The 18121-nt window shown below is 34.6% G+C and carries 16 protein-coding genes and 1 pseudogene; 7 read left to right on the forward strand and 10 right to left on the reverse strand.

Translation table 11 applies throughout. The features are described 5' to 3' along the window. Positions 1-93 precede the first annotated feature (93 nt). The 3 genes from ACIQ7T_RS19955 to ACIQ7T_RS19965 all read right to left on the reverse strand — a co-directional run bounded on the left by ACIQ7T_RS19955 (position 94) and on the right by ACIQ7T_RS19965 (position 2573). On the reverse strand, positions 94-1137 hold the full coding sequence (locus tag ACIQ7T_RS19955; protein ID WP_402872899.1) for an aromatic ring-hydroxylating oxygenase subunit alpha: 1044 nt from the start codon (positions 1135-1137) through the stop codon (positions 94-96). Between the two features lie 150 nt (positions 1138-1287). Beyond that, positions 1288-1530 (reverse strand): ferredoxin, encoded by a 243-nt coding sequence (locus tag ACIQ7T_RS19960; protein WP_370076402.1) that lies wholly within the window; start codon positions 1528-1530, stop codon positions 1288-1290. 23 nt (positions 1531-1553) lie between these two features. Beyond that, positions 1554-2573 carry an NAD(P)/FAD-dependent oxidoreductase gene (locus tag ACIQ7T_RS19965; protein WP_370076400.1) on the reverse strand — a complete coding sequence of 340 codons (1020 nt, stop codon included), beginning with the start codon at positions 2571-2573 and terminating at the stop codon, positions 1554-1556. A 307-nt stretch (positions 2574-2880) separates the two neighbouring features. On the opposite strand from ACIQ7T_RS19965, the gene ACIQ7T_RS19970 reads away from it, so the two are divergent. Further along, a complete protein-coding gene (locus ACIQ7T_RS19970; protein WP_370076398.1) occupies positions 2881-4233 on the forward strand; it encodes a sigma-54 interaction domain-containing protein in 1353 nt (450 codons plus the stop codon). Positions 4234-4894: 661 nt separating this feature from the next. Here the strand turns inward: ACIQ7T_RS19970 and ACIQ7T_RS19975 are convergent. Beyond that, positions 4895-5458 carry a helix-turn-helix domain-containing protein gene (locus ACIQ7T_RS19975; RefSeq protein WP_370076396.1) on the reverse strand — a complete coding sequence of 188 codons (564 nt, stop codon included), beginning with the start codon at positions 5456-5458 and terminating at the stop codon, positions 4895-4897. Positions 5459-5625: 167 nt separating this feature from the next. Here ACIQ7T_RS19975 and ACIQ7T_RS19980 point away from each other — a divergent pair, with 167 nt between their 5' ends. From ACIQ7T_RS19980 to ACIQ7T_RS19990, 3 genes are read left to right on the forward strand one after another with little or no spacing between them, the layout of a single operon-like run. Further along, a complete protein-coding gene (locus ACIQ7T_RS19980) occupies positions 5626-5763 on the forward strand; it encodes a hypothetical protein (RefSeq protein ID WP_370076394.1) in 138 nt (45 codons plus the stop codon). Between the two features lie 3 nt (positions 5764-5766). Further along, complete coding sequence (locus ACIQ7T_RS19985) at positions 5767-7365, forward strand: sodium:solute symporter family protein (RefSeq protein WP_370076392.1); 1599 nt, start codon at positions 5767-5769, stop codon at positions 7363-7365. Between the two features lie 17 nt (positions 7366-7382). Beyond that, positions 7383-9377 carry an oxidoreductase gene (locus tag ACIQ7T_RS19990; protein ID WP_402872906.1) on the forward strand — a complete coding sequence of 665 codons (1995 nt, stop codon included), beginning with the start codon at positions 7383-7385 and terminating at the stop codon, positions 9375-9377. Positions 9378-9475: 98 nt separating this feature from the next. Here ACIQ7T_RS19990 and ACIQ7T_RS19995 read toward each other — a convergent pair whose 3' ends face one another. Continuing rightward, entirely contained in the window at positions 9476-9589 is a 114-nt protein-coding gene (locus tag ACIQ7T_RS19995) for a glutamine amidotransferase-related protein (RefSeq protein WP_370076388.1), read from the reverse strand. Positions 9590-10624: 1035 nt separating this feature from the next. On the opposite strand from ACIQ7T_RS19995, the gene ACIQ7T_RS20000 reads away from it, so the two are divergent. Further along, the gene (locus ACIQ7T_RS20000) at positions 10625-10900 is read left to right on the forward strand and encodes a YqhV family protein (RefSeq protein WP_068984284.1); all 276 of its coding nucleotides are present in this window, start codon (positions 10625-10627) and stop codon (positions 10898-10900) included. 935 nt (positions 10901-11835) lie between these two features. Here the strand turns inward: ACIQ7T_RS20000 and ACIQ7T_RS20005 are convergent. From ACIQ7T_RS20005 to ACIQ7T_RS20025, 5 genes are all read right to left on the reverse strand, one after another. After that, complete coding sequence (locus ACIQ7T_RS20005; RefSeq protein ID WP_370076385.1) at positions 11836-12180, reverse strand: hypothetical protein; 345 nt, start codon at positions 12178-12180, stop codon at positions 11836-11838. 214 nt (positions 12181-12394) lie between these two features. Then, complete coding sequence (locus tag ACIQ7T_RS20010; protein ID WP_370076383.1) at positions 12395-13138, reverse strand: GNAT family N-acetyltransferase; 744 nt, start codon at positions 13136-13138, stop codon at positions 12395-12397. A 337-nt stretch (positions 13139-13475) separates the two neighbouring features. After that, positions 13476-13829, reverse strand: a complete 354-nt coding sequence (locus tag ACIQ7T_RS20015; protein WP_370076381.1) for a GyrI-like domain-containing protein — start codon at positions 13827-13829, stop codon at positions 13476-13478. Between the two features lie 612 nt (positions 13830-14441). Continuing rightward, positions 14442-15059 carry a DUF2306 domain-containing protein gene (locus ACIQ7T_RS20020; RefSeq protein ID WP_370076379.1) on the reverse strand — a complete coding sequence of 206 codons (618 nt, stop codon included), beginning with the start codon at positions 15057-15059 and terminating at the stop codon, positions 14442-14444. Positions 15060-15412: 353 nt separating this feature from the next. Next, positions 15413-16069, reverse strand: coding sequence for a DJ-1/PfpI family protein (locus ACIQ7T_RS20025; RefSeq protein WP_370076377.1), 657 nt, complete (start codon positions 16067-16069; stop codon positions 15413-15415). Between the two features lie 231 nt (positions 16070-16300). On the opposite strand from ACIQ7T_RS20025, the gene ACIQ7T_RS20030 reads away from it, so the two are divergent. Both ACIQ7T_RS20030 and ACIQ7T_RS20035 read left to right on the forward strand, forming a co-directional pair. Continuing rightward, positions 16301-16903, forward strand: coding sequence for a TetR/AcrR family transcriptional regulator (locus ACIQ7T_RS20030; RefSeq protein WP_370076375.1), 603 nt, complete (start codon positions 16301-16303; stop codon positions 16901-16903). A gap of 1007 nt (positions 16904-17910) precedes the next feature. After that, positions 17911-18027, forward strand: a pseudogene (locus ACIQ7T_RS20035) (FAD-binding protein); the annotation flags it as partial. Positions 18028-18121: the final 94 nt, after the last annotated feature.

The raw sequence follows: 18121 nt of genomic DNA on the forward strand, positions 1-18121 counted from the left end.
TCTCTTTACAATTATTTAGGAATGATTAAAAGAGTCTGTTATTTATAACATTTTTTTAAATGTACTTTCCTTTTTATTAGCAAGTTTAAATTATTATTCAGGAATGCCCATTGCTTCCTTGTACTGCTTGTGGAAATGCTTTATGCCATGCTCAGTTGGTGAATAAATCCCATGATCAAAAGCCTTTGTATGAAGCCCAGTTTGCAATAATTCAACGAGATCAAAGTCTTCTTTACGAACTTGATCGACAAATTTAATAAGTTCTTCTTGTTTATCCGTAATTTTATCGGAACTAAAATAGTAGCTGTAAATTGCCAAAGATTGGTTTGGTGAGATAGGTAGTATTTGGCTTGTCGTTATGTTTCCTTCTTCACCAGGATAAATGCTAATCATTAAGTTAGGCCATACCCAATAGAAAAATGCTGGATCTGCTTCTTCTCCTTGTTTCATTTCAGAATATTGACAAGTGTATGTGTTAAACGTGTCGATATTGTAGTTTTCCAAATCAAATGTTTTTGCAAATGCTGGGTGCGCTAATTTACAATGATCACACTCTAAATAATTGTCAACGACTGCTTTCCAATTTGCTTCGATTACCCTTTGAGTCGTTCGGATTCTCTTCAAAGCATTTAAAAACTTATATTGATCAAGACTTTCAACTAGATCGCTATATTCGGATTGAAACGATTTAGCGTTTGGATCTAAGTTTACAAAAATGAGAGATTGGTAAATTTCTAGCTTAACAGGTGTCATGCAATTGTGGTCACCTAAACTATCTTTATCAAAATTTGGTGCACGATTTACTTTTCCGTCTAGTTTGAAAGACCAACCATGGTATGAACAGAGAAATACTTTTTTGTTTCCGGAAGCGCTTTTTTCAACACGTGTACCGCGGTGTGGGCAAATGTTATAAAAGGCATTTACTTTTCCATCGTTGTTTTTGCTAACAATAATGGATTCTCCAGCAATTTCGAAAGTGAAAAAATCGCCTACTTTTTCTAATTGACTCATATGGCCAACGAAGACCCACTTTTTAGAAAAGATATTTTCTTTTTCTTCATCAAAGTATTGTTGTTCCACATAGTTTTTGTAAGACAAAGTCGCATTTGCTTTGTTGCTAAACGTATTGATTGTCATTGTTCTTTCATCCTCCCTATAAAAAAAGCAATTTGATATCTATAGCTCTATATCGCAATTATTGTACCAACTTCGAAAAGACGATAGCATCAAGGCAGAGAAGTTTTTTTACGCTTAGAAATGGGGAAAGTGAGTTTTTCCTAACTCAAATTACGTCTTATTTTTTATAGTAAACGGTTCAGTCGCGATTTTAATCGAATTTGTTGGACATTCCTCTACTGCAATTTCTAATTCTTCTATAAAATCTTCGTGGATCTCGGTATTACCAGCATTTAGATCAAGTACTGAAAAGGAAAGACCTTCTTCATCATGGTCAAATAAATGAGGAGCGTTTTCAGAACATGCGCCGCATGCTATACATGTTTCGCGGTCCACCATCGTATATACTGTCATATCTTTTCCTCCTCATATGATTTTTAGTTTGTTACTTTCTCTTTAAATGTTGTCTCCATCAGGCTTGTGCTATGAAGTGTTTGTTTTTTTGCTTGTGGATCAACGTACATTTTCGCCTCATTGACTGCAATCGGCGCCTCTCCAAATCCTGTTACAATTAGCTTTACTTTTCCTTCGTACGTACAAATATCCCCTACTGCGTAGATCCCTTCAATATTTGTTTCCATCTTCGAGTTTACAACGATTGAATTTTTTTCGATCTCCAATCCCCAGTTTTTTATCGGACCTAGCGAAGAAACGAAACCGTAGTTTACAAGAACATCATCTACCGTTAATTCGATTGTTTCTTCACTTTTGTTGTTTTGAATGATGACTTTCTCTATTTGTACGTCTCCGATTAATTTTGTTGGGACATATGGTGTTAGGATTTCCACACGTGATTTTTTTAACAGATCAACACTATACTCATGTGCCTTAAACGAATCTCTTCTATGAACTAATGTTACTTTTTTTGCAATTGGTTCTAACATAAGCGCCCAATCAACAGCAGAGTCACCGCCGCCGAATATTACAACTTCTTTATTAGCAAACTTCTCAATCGTGTCAACGAAATAATGCAAGTTCTTTCCAACGAAAGTTTCTTCATTTTCCAACTTCATTGTTTTTGGTTGGAACGCACCATTTCCAGCAGTAATAATAATCGTTTTTGAGTAATGCGTTTGTTCATTTGTCGTAAGTTCAAAAACACCATCGTCGCGTCTATAAATCGTTTGGACTGTTTGGCCAAGACAATGATCCACTTTAAACTGATTCATCTGTTCGATGAGGTTATTCACAAGGTTTTGCGCACTTACTTTAGGAAATCCTGCTACATCATAAATAAACTTTTCCGGATAAAGTGCCGATAACTGTCCGCCAAGTTGCGGTAAACTTTCAATAATATTGATGGAGGCTTGTCGCATTCCAGCATAAAATGCGGTGAATAAACCAATGGGACCTCCACCAATTATAGTAATATCATATATTTTGGAATATCCATTCATTAAAAAAACCTCCGTTTTTTGCAATTAGAGTAATTATAAATATCAGACATTTACATTACTTCCTATATCCTATAGAGTAAACTTAGGCACATCATTTATTCATTCACATCAACATCCTCTCTTCACTTAAAAGTCCTTGATGAACGATTCATAAACTTATAAAGCAATTTTCATGCCACTTTTAAGTAAGCTTGATGTTTAGCTAGTTTCGTTATCAAAATGCGTGAACTCTTGATGATTGAACGAACTTAAATTGACTCAATTTGAATTTTATTAGACTCAATTTTAATGAGGGGGAGGTTTTTAAATGTTCGCTAGTTTATCTACTGATCTTGAAATGGAGGCATTGCTCCAAATTTTAGATTATTCGTCGGATGAGATCTTTGTTCTTGATGAAAATAGACGAATTATTTTTGTGAATAATGCATGTGAGCGGCATTACGGATTGAAGAAGTCTGATGTAATCGGAAGATTTAGCGATGAATTATTTAACGAGGGGTATTGGACACCGTCTGTACTTCCTGAAGTATACGAAAAGAAAAGACCCATCTTCATAAAACAAACTACTATCTTAGGTGCTGAATTGCTAACATCTGCTATACCTATAATAAATAAGGATAATGAAATTAAATTAATTGTGACGACAGCCCGAGAATTGCAAAACTATAAAATGCTAAAATTGACGCAGCAAAATAAGATGGATCCTAATCGAGAACCCAATATAATCGAATCGGAGATGATGACAAATAATAAAAAAGTAAAGAAATTGCTTCTATTAGCACAGAGAGTTGCAAAAACCGAATCGACGATCTTAATACAAGGGGAATCAGGAACTGGGAAGGGAGTGCTTGCGCAGCATATTCATAATGCTAGCAATCGTAAATCTCATCCATTCTTAACCATTAATTGTGCGGCGATTCCGGCAGATTTGTTAGAAGCCGAATTATTTGGGTATAGTGCTGGATCTTTCACGGGTGCAAATAAGGGCGGTAAAATCGGATTAATTGAATCAGCAGAAGAAGGCACATTATTTTTAGATGAGATAGGAGAGTTGTCTTTACCCCTTCAAGCAAAATTGCTTCGAGTAATTCAAGATAAGATATTCATTCCGATTGGTAGTGCTAAAGAGAAAAAAGTGAATGTCCGTATTATCGCAGCAACGAATCAAAAGCTTATTGAAATGGTAGAAAAAAAACAGTTCCGCGAAGATTTGTTTTATCGTTTAAATGTGATCGATATTCAATTGCCGTTACTTAGAGAGAGAAAAGAGGATATCATTCCGTTAACGTATAAATTTTTGTATAAATTTAATGTCATGTACGAAACGAATAAAGTTATTTCAGAAAAATGCTTAAAGTTGTTTACGGAGTACTCTTGGCCAGGAAATATTCGACAACTCGAAAATGTCATGGAAAGATTAGTCATTATAAGCGATGACGTCATTGATGTGGAGGACTTACCAGAGTTAATGTACCGTCAAATCGAACAAGTGCATCAAGATTCACCTGCTACGTTGAGAGAAGCGATCGATTTTGTGAAAGAAAAAATGGTGAAAAAGTCATATGAAAAGTATGGTAGTTCTAGAAGAGTGGCAAGTGATTTACAAATTAGTCAAACACAAGCATCGAAACTAATAAGGAAATATTGTGATAAAAATTGATAGCAAGTCAAATCAGAAACAATATATTTAGCTTTTCGATACTCGTCATATCTATTCAATAAAAAACTCGATCACTTACAAAAGCGTACCGTACTAACCTAATTATAGGAGACAAATAAAAACACCTTTCATTGAATAGCGGGTATTTAAACCTGAAATACTCAATCTGGAGGTGTTTTTTCTATGGGGACAAGGGTTCAAAAAATATTATTTAGTTTAAATGGGGTATAGAATGGGACTCCCCCCTTTTAGCATTGAAAGAAGTGTATGAAATATTTATACAATTAAATTTATCTTACTGTTATAAAAATCTAAGGTTGTCCACAACTTCTTTAGCAACTATCCCTACCAACTAATCATTTTAGACCTGTAGAACCAAACTCTTCTTCTCCTCTATCTGATACATTTAGCTCCAAATTAGTTTCAATTAGTTCAACCTCAGGAAGTTTTTTAGCGTATTATCCCTTCCGTTAAGAAGGTATGTTCTACAGCTACCGAAAACACATTTCTTAAAGTAACTTGCTCTGCATTAATCCATGAAGTTATACTGCGCAAAGATGTTGAACTTTAAATGTGCAACATCATATTTAATTGGTTTTTATTTAATTATTTGTAGATTGAGTGAAAATTATTGGTAGTGGTGTTTATATCGTCTGCCCTCCTAGAAACCAGTAGGCGTGATTATCCATATTACCTTCAAAGTTTCTTTTCCAATATTGCGCCAAGCATGGTGTCTATGACTTGGAAAATTAATTGTATCTCCAATATTTAAGATATAAGTATTTGTATCTACGGTAATTTCCATCTGCCCTTCTATAATTATAATACATTCCTCATCACCTGCATGATTATACTGAGAACCACTGCATCCTCCCGGCTCTACTTCACATAAAAGAACCTGTAGTTTTCCCTCTCCTGTTGTCAGCATGTAGTCCGTTAACTTTCCATTTGGATATGGCATTTTTTTTCGTCTATCTTTACGAACGATCGAGACATCCTCAATTATATGTGGATCCACTTCATTGTCACTAAATAGTGCAGAAACAGGTAGATCTAAAGCATCTGCTATTTTTTTTATAGTTGCAACTGAGCCATCCGTCAAACCACGCTCAAATTGGCTGATAAAGCTTGCTGTTAATCCAGTTTTCTTTGCGATTATTTCAATGGTATAGTGTTTTTCTTTACGAATTCTTCTAATATTCTCTCCTAATGATTGGTTATTCATAAAAAACCCTCCTTGACTGAATATTTCGAATATTGTATATTTTAAGCGACACTTAAATTTTAATATTTTTGTAAGTGTTGCTTAAATTATACCATGAATTGGAAACAATCGTTATTTCACTTTTTCTTATCTAAGGGGTTTATTTATTATCTAAAGGAGGGGTTATAATGGGAGAATTTATTTTTACAATAGCTTATGGAGGTTCACTTATTGTTTTGGGCTTTATTACAAGGAGTTATTTAAAAAAAATGGAACAGCTAGCTTCTCAACCAACTATACCTAAAAAAGTTGATAAGGCGGTGTAGTCGATGGTATTTATCATAGGGATCATTGTATCGTTTATTTTATATATTGCTATTGGTGCAATACTATCAAAAAACGTCAAAAATACGGAAGACTTTTATATATCTGGTCGAAGTGGATCAACGTTAATGGTTACAGGGACGTTAGTGGCATCCTTTTTAAGTACTGTATCTTTTATGGGGGAAGCCGGGTTTTCTTATGAAGGTTATCCGATTCCATTATTAATTCTAGTAATTTTTAATGGAAGTGGTTATATATTTGGAGTTTTTCTTTTTGGACGTTATTTAAGAAGAAGTAAATCTCTTACTGTTCCTGAGTACTTCGGGAATCGCTTTAATTCAAGAAAAGTTCGCTTAATTGCTGCGATTACAACAGTTATTGGTATTGCTGCATACTTAGTGGCAGTTACTCAAGGCTCATCTCTTCTATTGTCCGAAATATTCAATATCCCTTATGCCATAGCTATTGTGATTATGTGTATTGTCTTCGCCTCCTTTACGGTAATGTCAGGTGCAAAAGGTGTAATGGTTAATGACACGATCATGTTCTTTATTTTCTCGTTAGCAGCTTATGTGTCTTTTCCATTCATCATCAAAGCTACTGGCGGTTTCCCTGCTGCAATTATGAAAGCTGCTAATAATGTAGAAAAACCCAATATCTTTAGCTGGCACGGTGTTACCGGATCAGGCGCCTATATGGGGTCGCCAACTGATGTATTAATATGGGCAGTTATAATGGGACTCGTATGGGGTTCTGTAGTAGCGATTAGTCCATGGCAAAGCAGTCGATACTTAATGGCCAAAAATGAGCATGTAGCCATTCGTTCAGGTGTTTGGGCAACTATTTCGATTTTTACGATTTATATATTCTTACATTCTAGTATGGCGATGATCAACAATGTGAATTCCTCTATTCACCCTACGGAAAAAGTATTTATTTGGGCAGCAATGCATCTTGTCCCTTCTTGGCTTGGAGTAATCATTGTAAGCGGCATTATGGCAGCAGCTCTTTCATCATGTGCAACATTTTTACAACTTATCGGTAGTAGTATCGCTAATGATATCATTCAACCATTTAGTAAGAAGAAATATAGTGATCAGAAACTACTGAGTTTTAGTCGAATTTCAATGATTATGGTGACGCTTATCATTCTAATAATTGGTATATGGCAACCTCCTGCTGTCATGTGGATTGGCTATTTTGCAGCAACTCTTTTTGCAGCATCATGGGGACCTGTTGCTTTTTCAAGTGTATTTTCAAAAACTGTAACAAGTCTTGGTGCTTTCTGGAGCATTATTGCAGGTTTTTTAGGAGTAATTGCTGGAGAAGCGATCGGTACATTAATTAAGTTACCTATTTACCTCCATCCAGTAATTATAGGATTTATCCTTAGCTCTATTACTCTGTATGTAGTTTCTAAATTTGGTGTTATTACCGAGGAAGAAGTTTCATATCAACGAATGCTTCATCAACAACCAATGGAAGAAAATGAGAAACGAGAAATGGCAATTACAAAACGATACCCTACTTATTTAATCATAAGTGGAATCGCTGTCGTAATTATCACATTTGTTTTCTATTATTGGCCTATCTCACATGCTTAAAAGAAGGAGGATTTGCTATGTCAGTATTTAAATATTTATTTACACCTGTTGAAATTGGAAATACGACAATCAAAAATCGTATTTTATCAACAGCACATCAAACAAATCACGTATTGGACGGTATTCCTACAGATGATTTAATTGCTTATCATGTTACTCGTGCAAGAGGTGGTCTTGGTTTGATTATTTTAGAAGCTGGTGCAGTGCATTCGTCTGGTCTTTTAACGACACATACAATTGCTGCTTTTGATCCTAGTATTAAAGAAATCTATCGTAAGTTGATAGAGAAAGTTTCTCCATATGATACGAAAGTGTTTGCACAACTTTTTCACGGTGGACGTGAAATTGTGTCCAGTAATTATCGATCTGCTGCACTAGCTCCCTCTTCTATCCCAAGTCTGCGTTTTGGCACAATGCCACGGCCAATGTCAGTCTCAGAAATTCAAGAGGTGATCACAGGTTTTGCTAAGTCAGCGCGCAATGCAAAGGATGGCGGACTACACGGTGTTGAGGTTTGTTGTTCCCATGGGTATTTACCTGCACAATTTTGGAGTGAACAAACCAATAAACGCAACGATGAATATGGTGGAAGCTTTGAAAATCGTATGCGTTTTATAGTAGAAACAATACAAGCAATATGGGAAGAAGTTGGCGAAGATTTTACTGTAGGAATTCGAATGAGTTCTGATGAGATGACAATGGATGGATTAACTATTAAAGACTCCATTAAAATTGCAGAGTATTTGACGGATAAAGTTCGTGTTGATTTTATTAATATTACTGCTGGCGATTCCAGTACTTATGCAGGTTCTACTCACATTGTTCCGCCGGCTCCGATGAAACAGGCTTACTTGGCCCCTGATAGCTTTAAAATACGTCTAGAAGCAGCAGTCCATGTGTTCGTTGGTTCACGAATTGTCGATCCGATTCAAGGTGAAAAAATTATTAGTAGTGGTCGAGCGGATATGGTTGGAATGACACGTGCTACTATTGTCGATCCTGATATGCCAAATAAGGCAAATAATGGTGAACATCAAATGATAAATGCTTGCATTGGTTGTCTACAAGCATGCATTGGACATTATCATAAAGATTTACCAATTGGTTGTGTTCAAAATCCACAAGTAGGTAACGAAGTATTCTTTGAGCGCGTTCTTCAGCAAAATAACCCTTCTAGAAAAGTACTAATTATTGGCGCTGGACCTGGTGGACTTGAGGCAGCCATAACTGCGGATACTATGGGTTATGATGTAACAGTGGTGGATCAATCGGATCGTATTGGTGGGTCGCTTAATTTGATGCTACTTGCCCCACAACGAAATGAAATGGCTTCAGCGATGCTCGATAATTTTTCACGCCAACTGGCATTGACTAATATCCAACTAAAGCTTAATACAAAGTTGTCTCCAAAGGAAATTGAAGATTTTAAGGCGGATGCAATTATTTGTGCAGTTGGTTCACGACCTTATATTCCTAATGTCGAAGGAGTAATGGATGAGAGAGTGATATTAATTGATGATGTATTTAAGAAAAACATTTTTAAAAAGAACGAAAAGGCAGTAGTATTTGATTTTAAAGGAGATTGGGCTGCGCTAGAGGCAAGCCTTTATTTAGCAGAAAAGGGTTGTCAAGTAACACTTGTTACTGCGCGTTTATATATTGCAGAAGATGTACATCAGTATTTACGAAATGAATATATGAAATACTTATACGAGGCAAATATCGAAATGATTACACATCACGATTTTGGTGGAATCTCGAAAGATGGAATTTACATGCGTAATCTATTTACACATGAGAAAAGATTAATAAATGCTGATCATGTTATTTTAGCTGTTGGAAGAATACCAAACACAGAACTGTTTGAGACAATAAAGAACATGGCTCCTTATGTAGCTCAAATTGGTGATTGTCTCGCACCAAGAACGATTGAAGAAGCAACGTTGGAAGGTTTAACAACTGTTACTCAAATTGAAGAACAAATAACTAATGCTTTGAATTTAAATAAATAGTTTAAACCTTGGTATCTTACAAACGTAAAACACTCTTATCTAAATATAGATAAGGGTGTTTTACATCTATTATTAAACTCCTTCTTTACAATAAGAATCTAAAATATTTGAATCATTAAGTCTCCCTCTTTTGTACCGATTGATTCGGGATGAAATTGCAAGCCAAATACCGGGATATTTCGTATGCTGAATGGCCATAATCTCTTGATCATCTTCAGCAATTGCTGCAATTTGCAGTTCAGCAGGAAGTGTTTTTATAGATTACAATTACTAGTGAATGATATCGCATAAAAGGAACTGACTTTGGACAATACTTAAATAGTCCAGCATTTGTATGATTAAGCACGTTTTATTCCTATTGTTAATAGTAATAGAAAAGCTGAAACCAAAATCATTACATTTCGAATTTCCCTAGTATAGCAACAATCTGTGCGAAAAGAGATATCTAAAAGAAGGAAAAATGGCTTAAAATTTTCAAAACAGAAAGTGAACATAATGTTTGTCACTTACGTATGTATTGCTTATGTGAATATTTTTTATAGTATTGGCAAATATACTGTAAACGACATTACAACAATATGTAAGAATAATCCCCTTTTGAACATTAAATTATAGGAACCAACCGTTGAAAAATTATGAATAAACTATTTATTTTATGTAAACTAAAACAAAAGAAGTGGAGGCTTTCCTATTGTTTGTGTATGGACAAGAACTTCTAGTTTTTTTAAATTATTGAGCCAAGAAATTTTAGACATGTACATTAAAAATAACGCTATGAGACGAATCGAGATTCAGTATCACGTACAGTTACCCATCTCGATCACTCTCACAGCGCACAATAAAAGCCTTCCATGTTTCTCGATTTTACATAATTTAGGGTGAATACCTCCTTGATTTTCTACAACTATAGACTAAAGCTTTTCCTAATTTCTTCAATATTTAATACTAAGCGTATTTTTCGGTTTCACTTTAGTCTTCTATTAGATTTTGCAAGATCATAAACAATGCACCTATACTATTTCCTTTCAAAAACAAAAATTGGACTTATGAAACTGATTCAATTAATAAATTATTTGAACTTTTAACTAGAAAGTCACCTATTAAATAAACACTATATAGCATAATATAACAAGAATATTTGATAAGAATCATACATATATTGATTTTAGTATTTCATTAAAACAGAAGTCTATTATTATCCTAATGATGGGATTATATTATAAGCGGAAATTTTCTATAAAGATAGGATGATGACAATTATTGAAAAATCGGTTCTTGCTATGGTTATTTTACGTGTATTGTCTGGAAGTATTGAAGTAAGTGCTGGATTGTTGATGCTAAAGTTGAATAATTTAGAAAAAGCATTCTATATTAATACAATGCTTGCTTTGGTTGGTCCAACAGTTTTAATCGTAACGACAGCAATTGCATTATTTGGACTAGCTGATAAAATTCCAGTGGCGAGAATCATTTGCCTATTTACAGGAATTACACTTATTCTTATTAGCTCACATATTAAGTAATAACGAAGTATTCCCGAAAAAAGTAATAAATCAAGTAGTTCAAAAAAAATAAAATTCTCCAAAGAGTTTGTTTTACAATGGATGTTAATTAAATCCTAATAATGTTCAATAGTTTGCTGTAGCGTGTGACGACGCTACGTTTTTATGTATAAGTAATCTCTACTTGGACAAAGTGTATCGCACGTACTGATTCGGTTGTGGCGTTGGTTGACCGTCACATCCTCCCTCATTCAGGGTCAACTTAACTCAGTGATTTATAATTTCTTTTCTCGTATTGTTTAGTAACATTACACTGCATCAGGTAGTTTTCTACTTGAATAAAGAATGAATCTTTAAAGCAACTTCTTTCGGCTTAACATCGATCATCAACATTTTTTCGACCTCTACCTATATTGGTAAATAAGTTCCTCTATCTTTGTTTTTGTCAGTGTACTCTTCATCTTGCCCAGTTCCAAAATCACCTCCAATTATTTCCGATAAGAAAAAATATTGATTGCCATTAAATTTTACTTCTGCGATACAATCCTTGATCCTTACCTTTATACCTAACTCTTCTAGTGTTCTTGCTGCATCTGCTGGCTTAGGTTACATTTTTGTCTAACAATTGGAAGTGCAATTAATTGTTACGGTGAATATTTTATTCGTCTTAAGGAGAATCTAGATTAAACGATAATTGGTATTATTTAAACGAATAATTCCCTTTTGAACGATAAATTATAGGAAGCTTTCGATAATTAGGTATCTATATTATGTAAACTAAAATTATTTGGCGTGAAGGAGGGCTTAAATACGTCAATTCCCCATAATATCTGTACTTTTGTATATGGCCAAGAATGTCCAGACAACTAAAATTACTATTGAGGAGAGGATAAAAGAAATCAATAAATATCAAAAAGCATAAGCTTTTTACGCCTACGCTTTTTCAAAAATTAATGTTAAGACAACATCGTTATTCTTTTACAAGCTATTTTTGCTGCTGGAATTTCAACACCAGCACCAAGTGCTGTATCTACTGATTCTCCCCAAGAACCACTGCTAGCCTTTATTTCTTTCCCTGCTGTCAAAACTCCCTCTGCTACAATTTCAACACAATCATAATAGTCTGGATTAGGATTACTTTCAAGATACTGTGCAGCTAATTCGTCTGCTTTCTTTTGTATTGAAAGTCGACCTTGTTCAGCCAATGAACTAAAAATACTCTCAGCTTGCCCACCAAAATGTACTATTTCGTCGTTAATGTCTTGACCAGTACGATGTATTTCTCCCATTTCAGATGACATATATAGTCCTCCCAATCCTTGAAATTTGAACTTTTTAAGTTCACAAATATTTTATCCAACTGAGATTGATCTTATCCATCAACAACTATTTCTTTTTGGTAAGGCTTGAATAATAGCTGAGAAATATAATTTTTAATCATAATTAGGTTCCCATTCACGGATAAATTCTTTTGAATCATCTTCATCCCAATTTTTAACAATTTATATTTCAATCCTACTCGGACTCTCCGACAGTGCAGTCAGGGGAAATCACATCCCACTTTCCAAGCAGCGTCAAACCAGCTGCTTTAGCTAGGAATGTAGAGGCTTCGTTATCGAGCTGGCATCTATACTGTGGTTCGTACCCCTGCTCAAAGGCGTACTTGCAGATTGAACGTACCACTTTGCGAGCATGACCTTTTCCTCTAAAATGTGTCAGAGTCAGTACGCCGAGATCCGCAATTTGCACATCTTCTTCCCAAGGATACATGCTGGCAGCGCATACTAGGCGATTTTGCTCAAAAGAGCCGAATACCGCCCAGTGATCCAACTCGACATAAGCATCATCTAAGTCTTGTTCAGTAGCGGAAGACTCGAACTCTGAGAAAATCGCACCATCTTGCTCTTTTAATTGACGCAATGTACCTCCTAGGCTTTCTTGCAGCAAGACATTCTTTTCTCCTTCTGAAAAATAAAAAAGATAATCTGCGCCATGCAATGTGACTCCTGCTTCATTTAATTTCTGGCGGAAGATCAGCTCAGACAGTTCTTGTCCTTTAGTAAGGTCTAACTTTTCGGCCATCTCAGGCGACAAGACTGCCAAAATCCGGCCGTCAGTAGTTTCCAGCACCATGATCCGACTGTCTTCGCTCAGATCAGGGTTAATGGTGACCGTAAAGATTTCATCATTGTAGATAACGTCTCCGTTTAAAAATTGCGACTTCCAATAGTCAGTTATCGTTTGTGAAAATAAAGACATGCATATTGCCCCCTATAGTTAAAATTTTATTCAAAATACCATATTTTCTCTATTGCTTTCTAATCCTTTTTTCTAACTTCTTTTCATAGGTCCTTCACCTAATTCTAGTAAACATTTGCATCAAAATTGTAATTATTTAATCATGCACTCCAATTCTTTGAATTTTATCAACTAAGCATTTTTTCTGGAATTCACTCTAAAAAGACACCTAGAACGAATCAGTATTAATATAAAGCTTCACACAATGTGAAGCTCAAGTCTTTTCTGGATAAAAAATATGGACAGCCAATACAAGACGGTCGTGATGTTACGCCAACAAACTTCTTCACCACGTCTATCATAAGCAACAACTATCCTTCAAATTAGCAATTTTTATAGCTATACCTACTTCAGTGACATATTTATCGCTATCTAATGTAATAAACTCATCTGTATAATATTTTTCTATAAAAGGACCCTCTAAAAGATATCCATTTGAATGAGCCCAGTCATATAAGGCATTATAGGCATAATTAATATTGTCATAATTACCTATATGTATTGTATAGATATAATTTGTTTCCTCAAAAAATTTTATTCTAGTATCTTTTAATTCCTCTTCTACTATTATTGGTTGACATACTTCTATATCATATCGAGAATAATCCCCATCCTTCATTGAATGAAAAATCGCAAAATGTTTGCCGTTCAAAATTGGATCTCAATAAAATGGTGACTACTATTCTTTGTCTCACTAATTTCATTTATGAAAAATGGACAATTCTATATAATAGATGAGGATACAAGACAAAAATCTATTTAAATGTGGGGTGTATAAATAATAAATTGTTCCATTTTAGATTTATATGTTTATCCTCAAAATGGAATTTTTTTAATTATGCAACTAATGCACCCTTTAAACTAATAAAGATATCCTAATAAATCGATCTTGCCATTTTATTTTGCCTACTTCTTTAATTCTCATCTCCTTATGTGGTGCCCTTCACTATTCTAAAATTTAGCCCTTTTTTTGAATAAGCATTTACTTAAACAGTATATCCCTTGAAGGTATACAGTTTTTCAAATAACTTTAGTCCTTTTAAAAAAGCGTTCCTGTTTATTACAGAAACGCTCTTTAGTTTAAGATGCCGACCACAAGTTAACATTCTATTAAGATATGTAAATAACTCGAAAAAACAATTAGAGGATATTCCTCTGAGCTTTTTGATTCTTTCCTTCTTAAACTAGTTCACAATTTTCATTAATACTAGAATAAAGCACTTACAATTAGAGAGATGCACTCTAATAACAAGTAATGGACGACTTAGATGCTCGATTTTCTTATGACTAGCTCTGCCAATAATAAATTAAGAATAAAGGCCGACCAAACTGCAAACGTATAAGACAAACCATATTGAAGACCAACACCATAATGAAAAATCGCCATAATTAAGTAAATCGTTAAATTGGCAAACGTTAAAAAGAAGCTTCTTAGTACCCAATTTCGATGTTGTCTCACTTGCCCTTTTCGTATAAAACGATAACCATTTATCGTCGTAAGCAACCAGAGTGTATTTAAGATTAAAAAGCCAATGACACTCCACACTCCCCCATTTGCATAAAACGATACATAATAACCTGGAATTATATTGAATACAATTGCTACTACATAGATGCGGCCATTCCACCGGTGTAGCACAGGCCTCTTCTTTCTAATACTTTCCGAAAGACCTAATGGACCGGTAATCAAAGTAATAATTGCTAAGACAATATGCAGTTGAATCGTAACGGCCCATAAATCTACATTTGGAAGTTCTACTTCCTTGTTCAAAAGCAATGTCGAGAAGGTCGGGTCGACCATAAAATTCTTAGATGCTGTATGCAAAATCCACATCACAGCAATAACAGATAGACTAATGACTAAACCTTGTCTACTTCTCATTTGTTACTTCCTCTCCATTTGTAAGAGCGACCGTAAAAATCATACCTTCACTAGGTTGAGAAAGATATTTTCCCATGGTAATTCTACGATTTTTTGGACAATAGACTGTCCTAGCTGTTACCTTTTTTCTGTCGATTACTTGAGCGGTCACTTTTATAAAATTGTTCAAAGATCCGATTTGTACTTCTTCGGTCATACCAATTCCGGTATACTTAATCTTTAAAACTATAGCAAAAATTAATAATATTGAAGACTTAACTCACATTAATACTTGAAAGTGGTCATGATCAGATACCTTTTACCTCAATCCCCCCCTCATACTACTATTTAGAAGGTACTGATTTATCTGTGATTTATACATCGGGCTCCCGTTTTGCAAACTCTTGTAACATTCCTCTTATTTGTTCTACCAATAAAGTAGGTGCTTTCTTTGGTGAACCCGCGTCAAACGGAGGTTGAGGATCGTATTCCAAAATTAGTTGAACACCTTTACTCATATCTTCTCCTAACTCCCAAGCTATTAATTGGAGTGCCATATCAATACCAGAGGAGACACCAGCTGCTGTAACGATTTTGCCCTGACGAACCACTCTCTCATCGGTTGGAATGGTTCCAAGTGATTTGAGCAGGTCGAAGGATCCCCAATGACCAGTTGCTTTGGTTCCATTTAACAAGCCTGCGGCGCTCAAAATCAAAGATCCGTTACAAACTGACGTAGTCCATTTTGAAGTTTCATGTATTTGGCGAATCCAATTTAACGTTTCTTTGTCATTCATTGGAGCTCTATAATTTGGCGGACTGCAACCTGGAACAACAAGAATATCAGTTGAAGTAACTTCAGAAAAACTGTAATCTGCATGCAAATAACCCATATTTGAGTCCAGTTTAATTAACCCTTTTTTCTTAGCGACAAACTTCACTTCATAGTTCATTGAAGCAGCAAATACCTCGTATGGACCAATTGCATCTAATGCTGTGATTCCATCGAAAAGCATAATTGCGATTTTCATAATGATTTCTCCTTAGTTTAATTAAATTTGTTTTTCATATTAATTTCATGATATGTATCGATGATATTGTAAGAAAGTTATATGTTAATCAAATAGTATTTCTAATACCAGCTCCTATTAGTGAATTTCACAAAGAGACCATTCAGTCTCTTTTAATATAACTTACTATATGTTAATGTACAACTAATACATGTTACAAATTCTCAACAATAATAAGTAATGGAGGATATCATGCGAAAAGGTGAACAAACACGAAAGCACATCATCCTAAAATCGGCAGAATTATTTAATCAGAAAGGGTATGCTGGCTGTTCAATGAATGACATTATGGAGGCTACAGGACTGCAAAAAGGGGGAATTTATCGCAATTTCAAAAGTAAAGATGAGATTGCTTTAGAGGCGTTTGATTACGCTATTGATACTGTCTCACAACATTTTTCTGAAGCATTACACGAAACTAATACAGTATCAGAAAAAATCGGTGCTTTTTTTAATGTATATGAAGATGTAATAAATAATCCACCAATAAAAGGGGGATGTCCGTTGCTGAATACTGCCGTAGACAGTGATGATACCAATCCACAATTAAGAGAAAAGGCACTTCGTGTTTTCCATACATATCTCGAAATGATTGAAGAGATTATCGAAGAAGGTATTCAAAACGGAGAGTTAAAACCTAATATCGATACAAAGGCGGTTGCCTCCTTTATTGTTGCAATTTTTGAGGGAAGTATTATGGCTAGCAAACTAGAAAGAAATAATATACATGTTGCCTACAGTAAGCAGCAGATACTACATTATTTATCTATGCTACAAACTGACGCATATATATAAAGATTTTGATCTGTTTTTTTAAAACTGTACTGATAGGAATAAAATCTAGACTATGATCCTAATTACATGTATCTCGGCTGTCCCTCTAAAAAAGTCGATTCCTTTCCTTAACGAACAGAAGTCGTTTGTTTAATTTCATAGATGCTTATACCACTAAGTAAAGGTTGTTCTCTCAAGTCATGGCAATACAACTTCTGCTGCATACCGTACAGCCCATTCCAAAAATCCAATAATACATTTGATATTTATCAGTCTCTATATGTTTTGGGTTGATACGGTTTGCTAAATTATCTTCGAGTGGAATAAACATTTGTTTAGCGACGGTTGGTGAAGTAGTCGGTGCTTCTACAGGGGTATTGCAGGAATCTTGATTTTGAACTATCACAACACCTCTTTATTTCTTGATTATTTTTATCAGCATGATTATTTGAATTACAATATTTATCTGCCATCCCTATCCCTCTAATCTATATGTTTAGCACAACATGCAACATCAGATTAAACATCTTCTAATACGATATTAAACATTTCAAGTAACTCTCGAATGCGCTCATTTCTCAAGCTATAATAACAGTATTTTCCTTCGTTTCGAACCCAAGCTATGTGTTGCGAAATATTTGAATGATTGCCTTTATCTGCGAAGCGGTTTTTTCCCTATCTTTAATACATTCTAAAATTTGAAGTCGTACCTTATTTGAAAATCATGTATTAGCTTAATTTTTAAATCGATAGAATTATGTGTCATAAATTCTCCTCCAATTCATATTAGATAGAACTAATATATGTATCAAAATTATTTCAAAAAAGTAGGCAGTTTATGCTGTCACCTATTAAATACAGCAACATTCTTATACATTAACTTGTCCCTAATATGTGTTAAAACATTTAAAAAACTCTGATCATAATTGATGAAAACTACTTGACGTGTGAGAAGGAGTTGTTATAATGACGTTATTATATGAACAAATGAACATATATTAATTTAAAGTAGGATGTGGGATAAAGAAATGTTAGATGTTATTGTGATTGGTGCTGGGCAAGCTGGATTAAGTATGGGGTATTATTTGCAACAAGGAGGCTCTAATTTTGTAATACTTGATGGAGAAAAAAGACTTGGAGATTCTAAAGTGTACCCTTTGTAAAGGACATTTTGAAAAAAAGCTAAGCAACCTTTTGAAGCTGCTGTCTGTATTTTGCAGGCGGCAGCTTTTTCAAGTT

Origin of the sequence: Lysinibacillus sp. NPDC096212 (assembly GCF_044763105.1) — a bacterium.
GTDB lineage: Bacteria > Bacillota > Bacilli > Bacillales_A > Planococcaceae > Lysinibacillus.

What these genes read in the sequence shown, in the direction of transcription:
- ACIQ7T_RS19990 (WP_402872906.1), top strand. Translation starts at nt 7,383, where the DNA reads ATGTCAGTATTTAAATATTTATTTACACCTGTTGAAATTGGAAATACG.
- ACIQ7T_RS19980 (WP_370076394.1), top strand. Translation starts at nt 5,626, where the DNA reads ATGGGAGAATTTATTTTTACAATAGCTTATGGAGGTTCACTTATTGTT.
- ACIQ7T_RS20000 (WP_068984284.1), top strand. Translation starts at nt 10,625, where the DNA reads ATGATGACAATTATTGAAAAATCGGTTCTTGCTATGGTTATTTTACGT.
- ACIQ7T_RS20025 (WP_370076377.1), bottom strand. Translation starts at nt 16,069, where the DNA reads ATGAAAATCGCAATTATGCTTTTCGATGGAATCACAGCATTAGATGCA.
- ACIQ7T_RS20020 (WP_370076379.1), bottom strand. Translation starts at nt 15,059, where the DNA reads ATGAGAAGTAGACAAGGTTTAGTCATTAGTCTATCTGTTATTGCTGTG.
- ACIQ7T_RS20010 (WP_370076383.1), bottom strand. Translation starts at nt 13,138, where the DNA reads ATGTCTTTATTTTCACAAACGATAACTGACTATTGGAAGTCGCAATTT.
- ACIQ7T_RS19970 (WP_370076398.1), top strand. Translation starts at nt 2,881, where the DNA reads ATGTTCGCTAGTTTATCTACTGATCTTGAAATGGAGGCATTGCTCCAA.
- ACIQ7T_RS20005 (WP_370076385.1), bottom strand. Translation starts at nt 12,180, where the DNA reads ATGTCATCTGAAATGGGAGAAATACATCGTACTGGTCAAGACATTAAC.
- ACIQ7T_RS19995 (WP_370076388.1), bottom strand. Translation starts at nt 9,589, where the DNA reads ATGATCAAGAGATTATGGCCATTCAGCATACGAAATATCCCGGTATTT.
- ACIQ7T_RS19955 (WP_402872899.1), bottom strand. Translation starts at nt 1,137, where the DNA reads ATGACAATCAATACGTTTAGCAACAAAGCAAATGCGACTTTGTCTTAC.
- ACIQ7T_RS19985 (WP_370076392.1), top strand. Translation starts at nt 5,767, where the DNA reads ATGGTATTTATCATAGGGATCATTGTATCGTTTATTTTATATATTGCT.
- ACIQ7T_RS19975 (WP_370076396.1), bottom strand. Translation starts at nt 5,458, where the DNA reads ATGAATAACCAATCATTAGGAGAGAATATTAGAAGAATTCGTAAAGAA.
- ACIQ7T_RS19960 (WP_370076402.1), bottom strand. Translation starts at nt 1,530, where the DNA reads ATGACAGTATATACGATGGTGGACCGCGAAACATGTATAGCATGCGGC.
- ACIQ7T_RS20030 (WP_370076375.1), top strand. Translation starts at nt 16,301, where the DNA reads ATGCGAAAAGGTGAACAAACACGAAAGCACATCATCCTAAAATCGGCA.
- ACIQ7T_RS19965 (WP_370076400.1), bottom strand. Translation starts at nt 2,573, where the DNA reads ATGAATGGATATTCCAAAATATATGATATTACTATAATTGGTGGAGGT.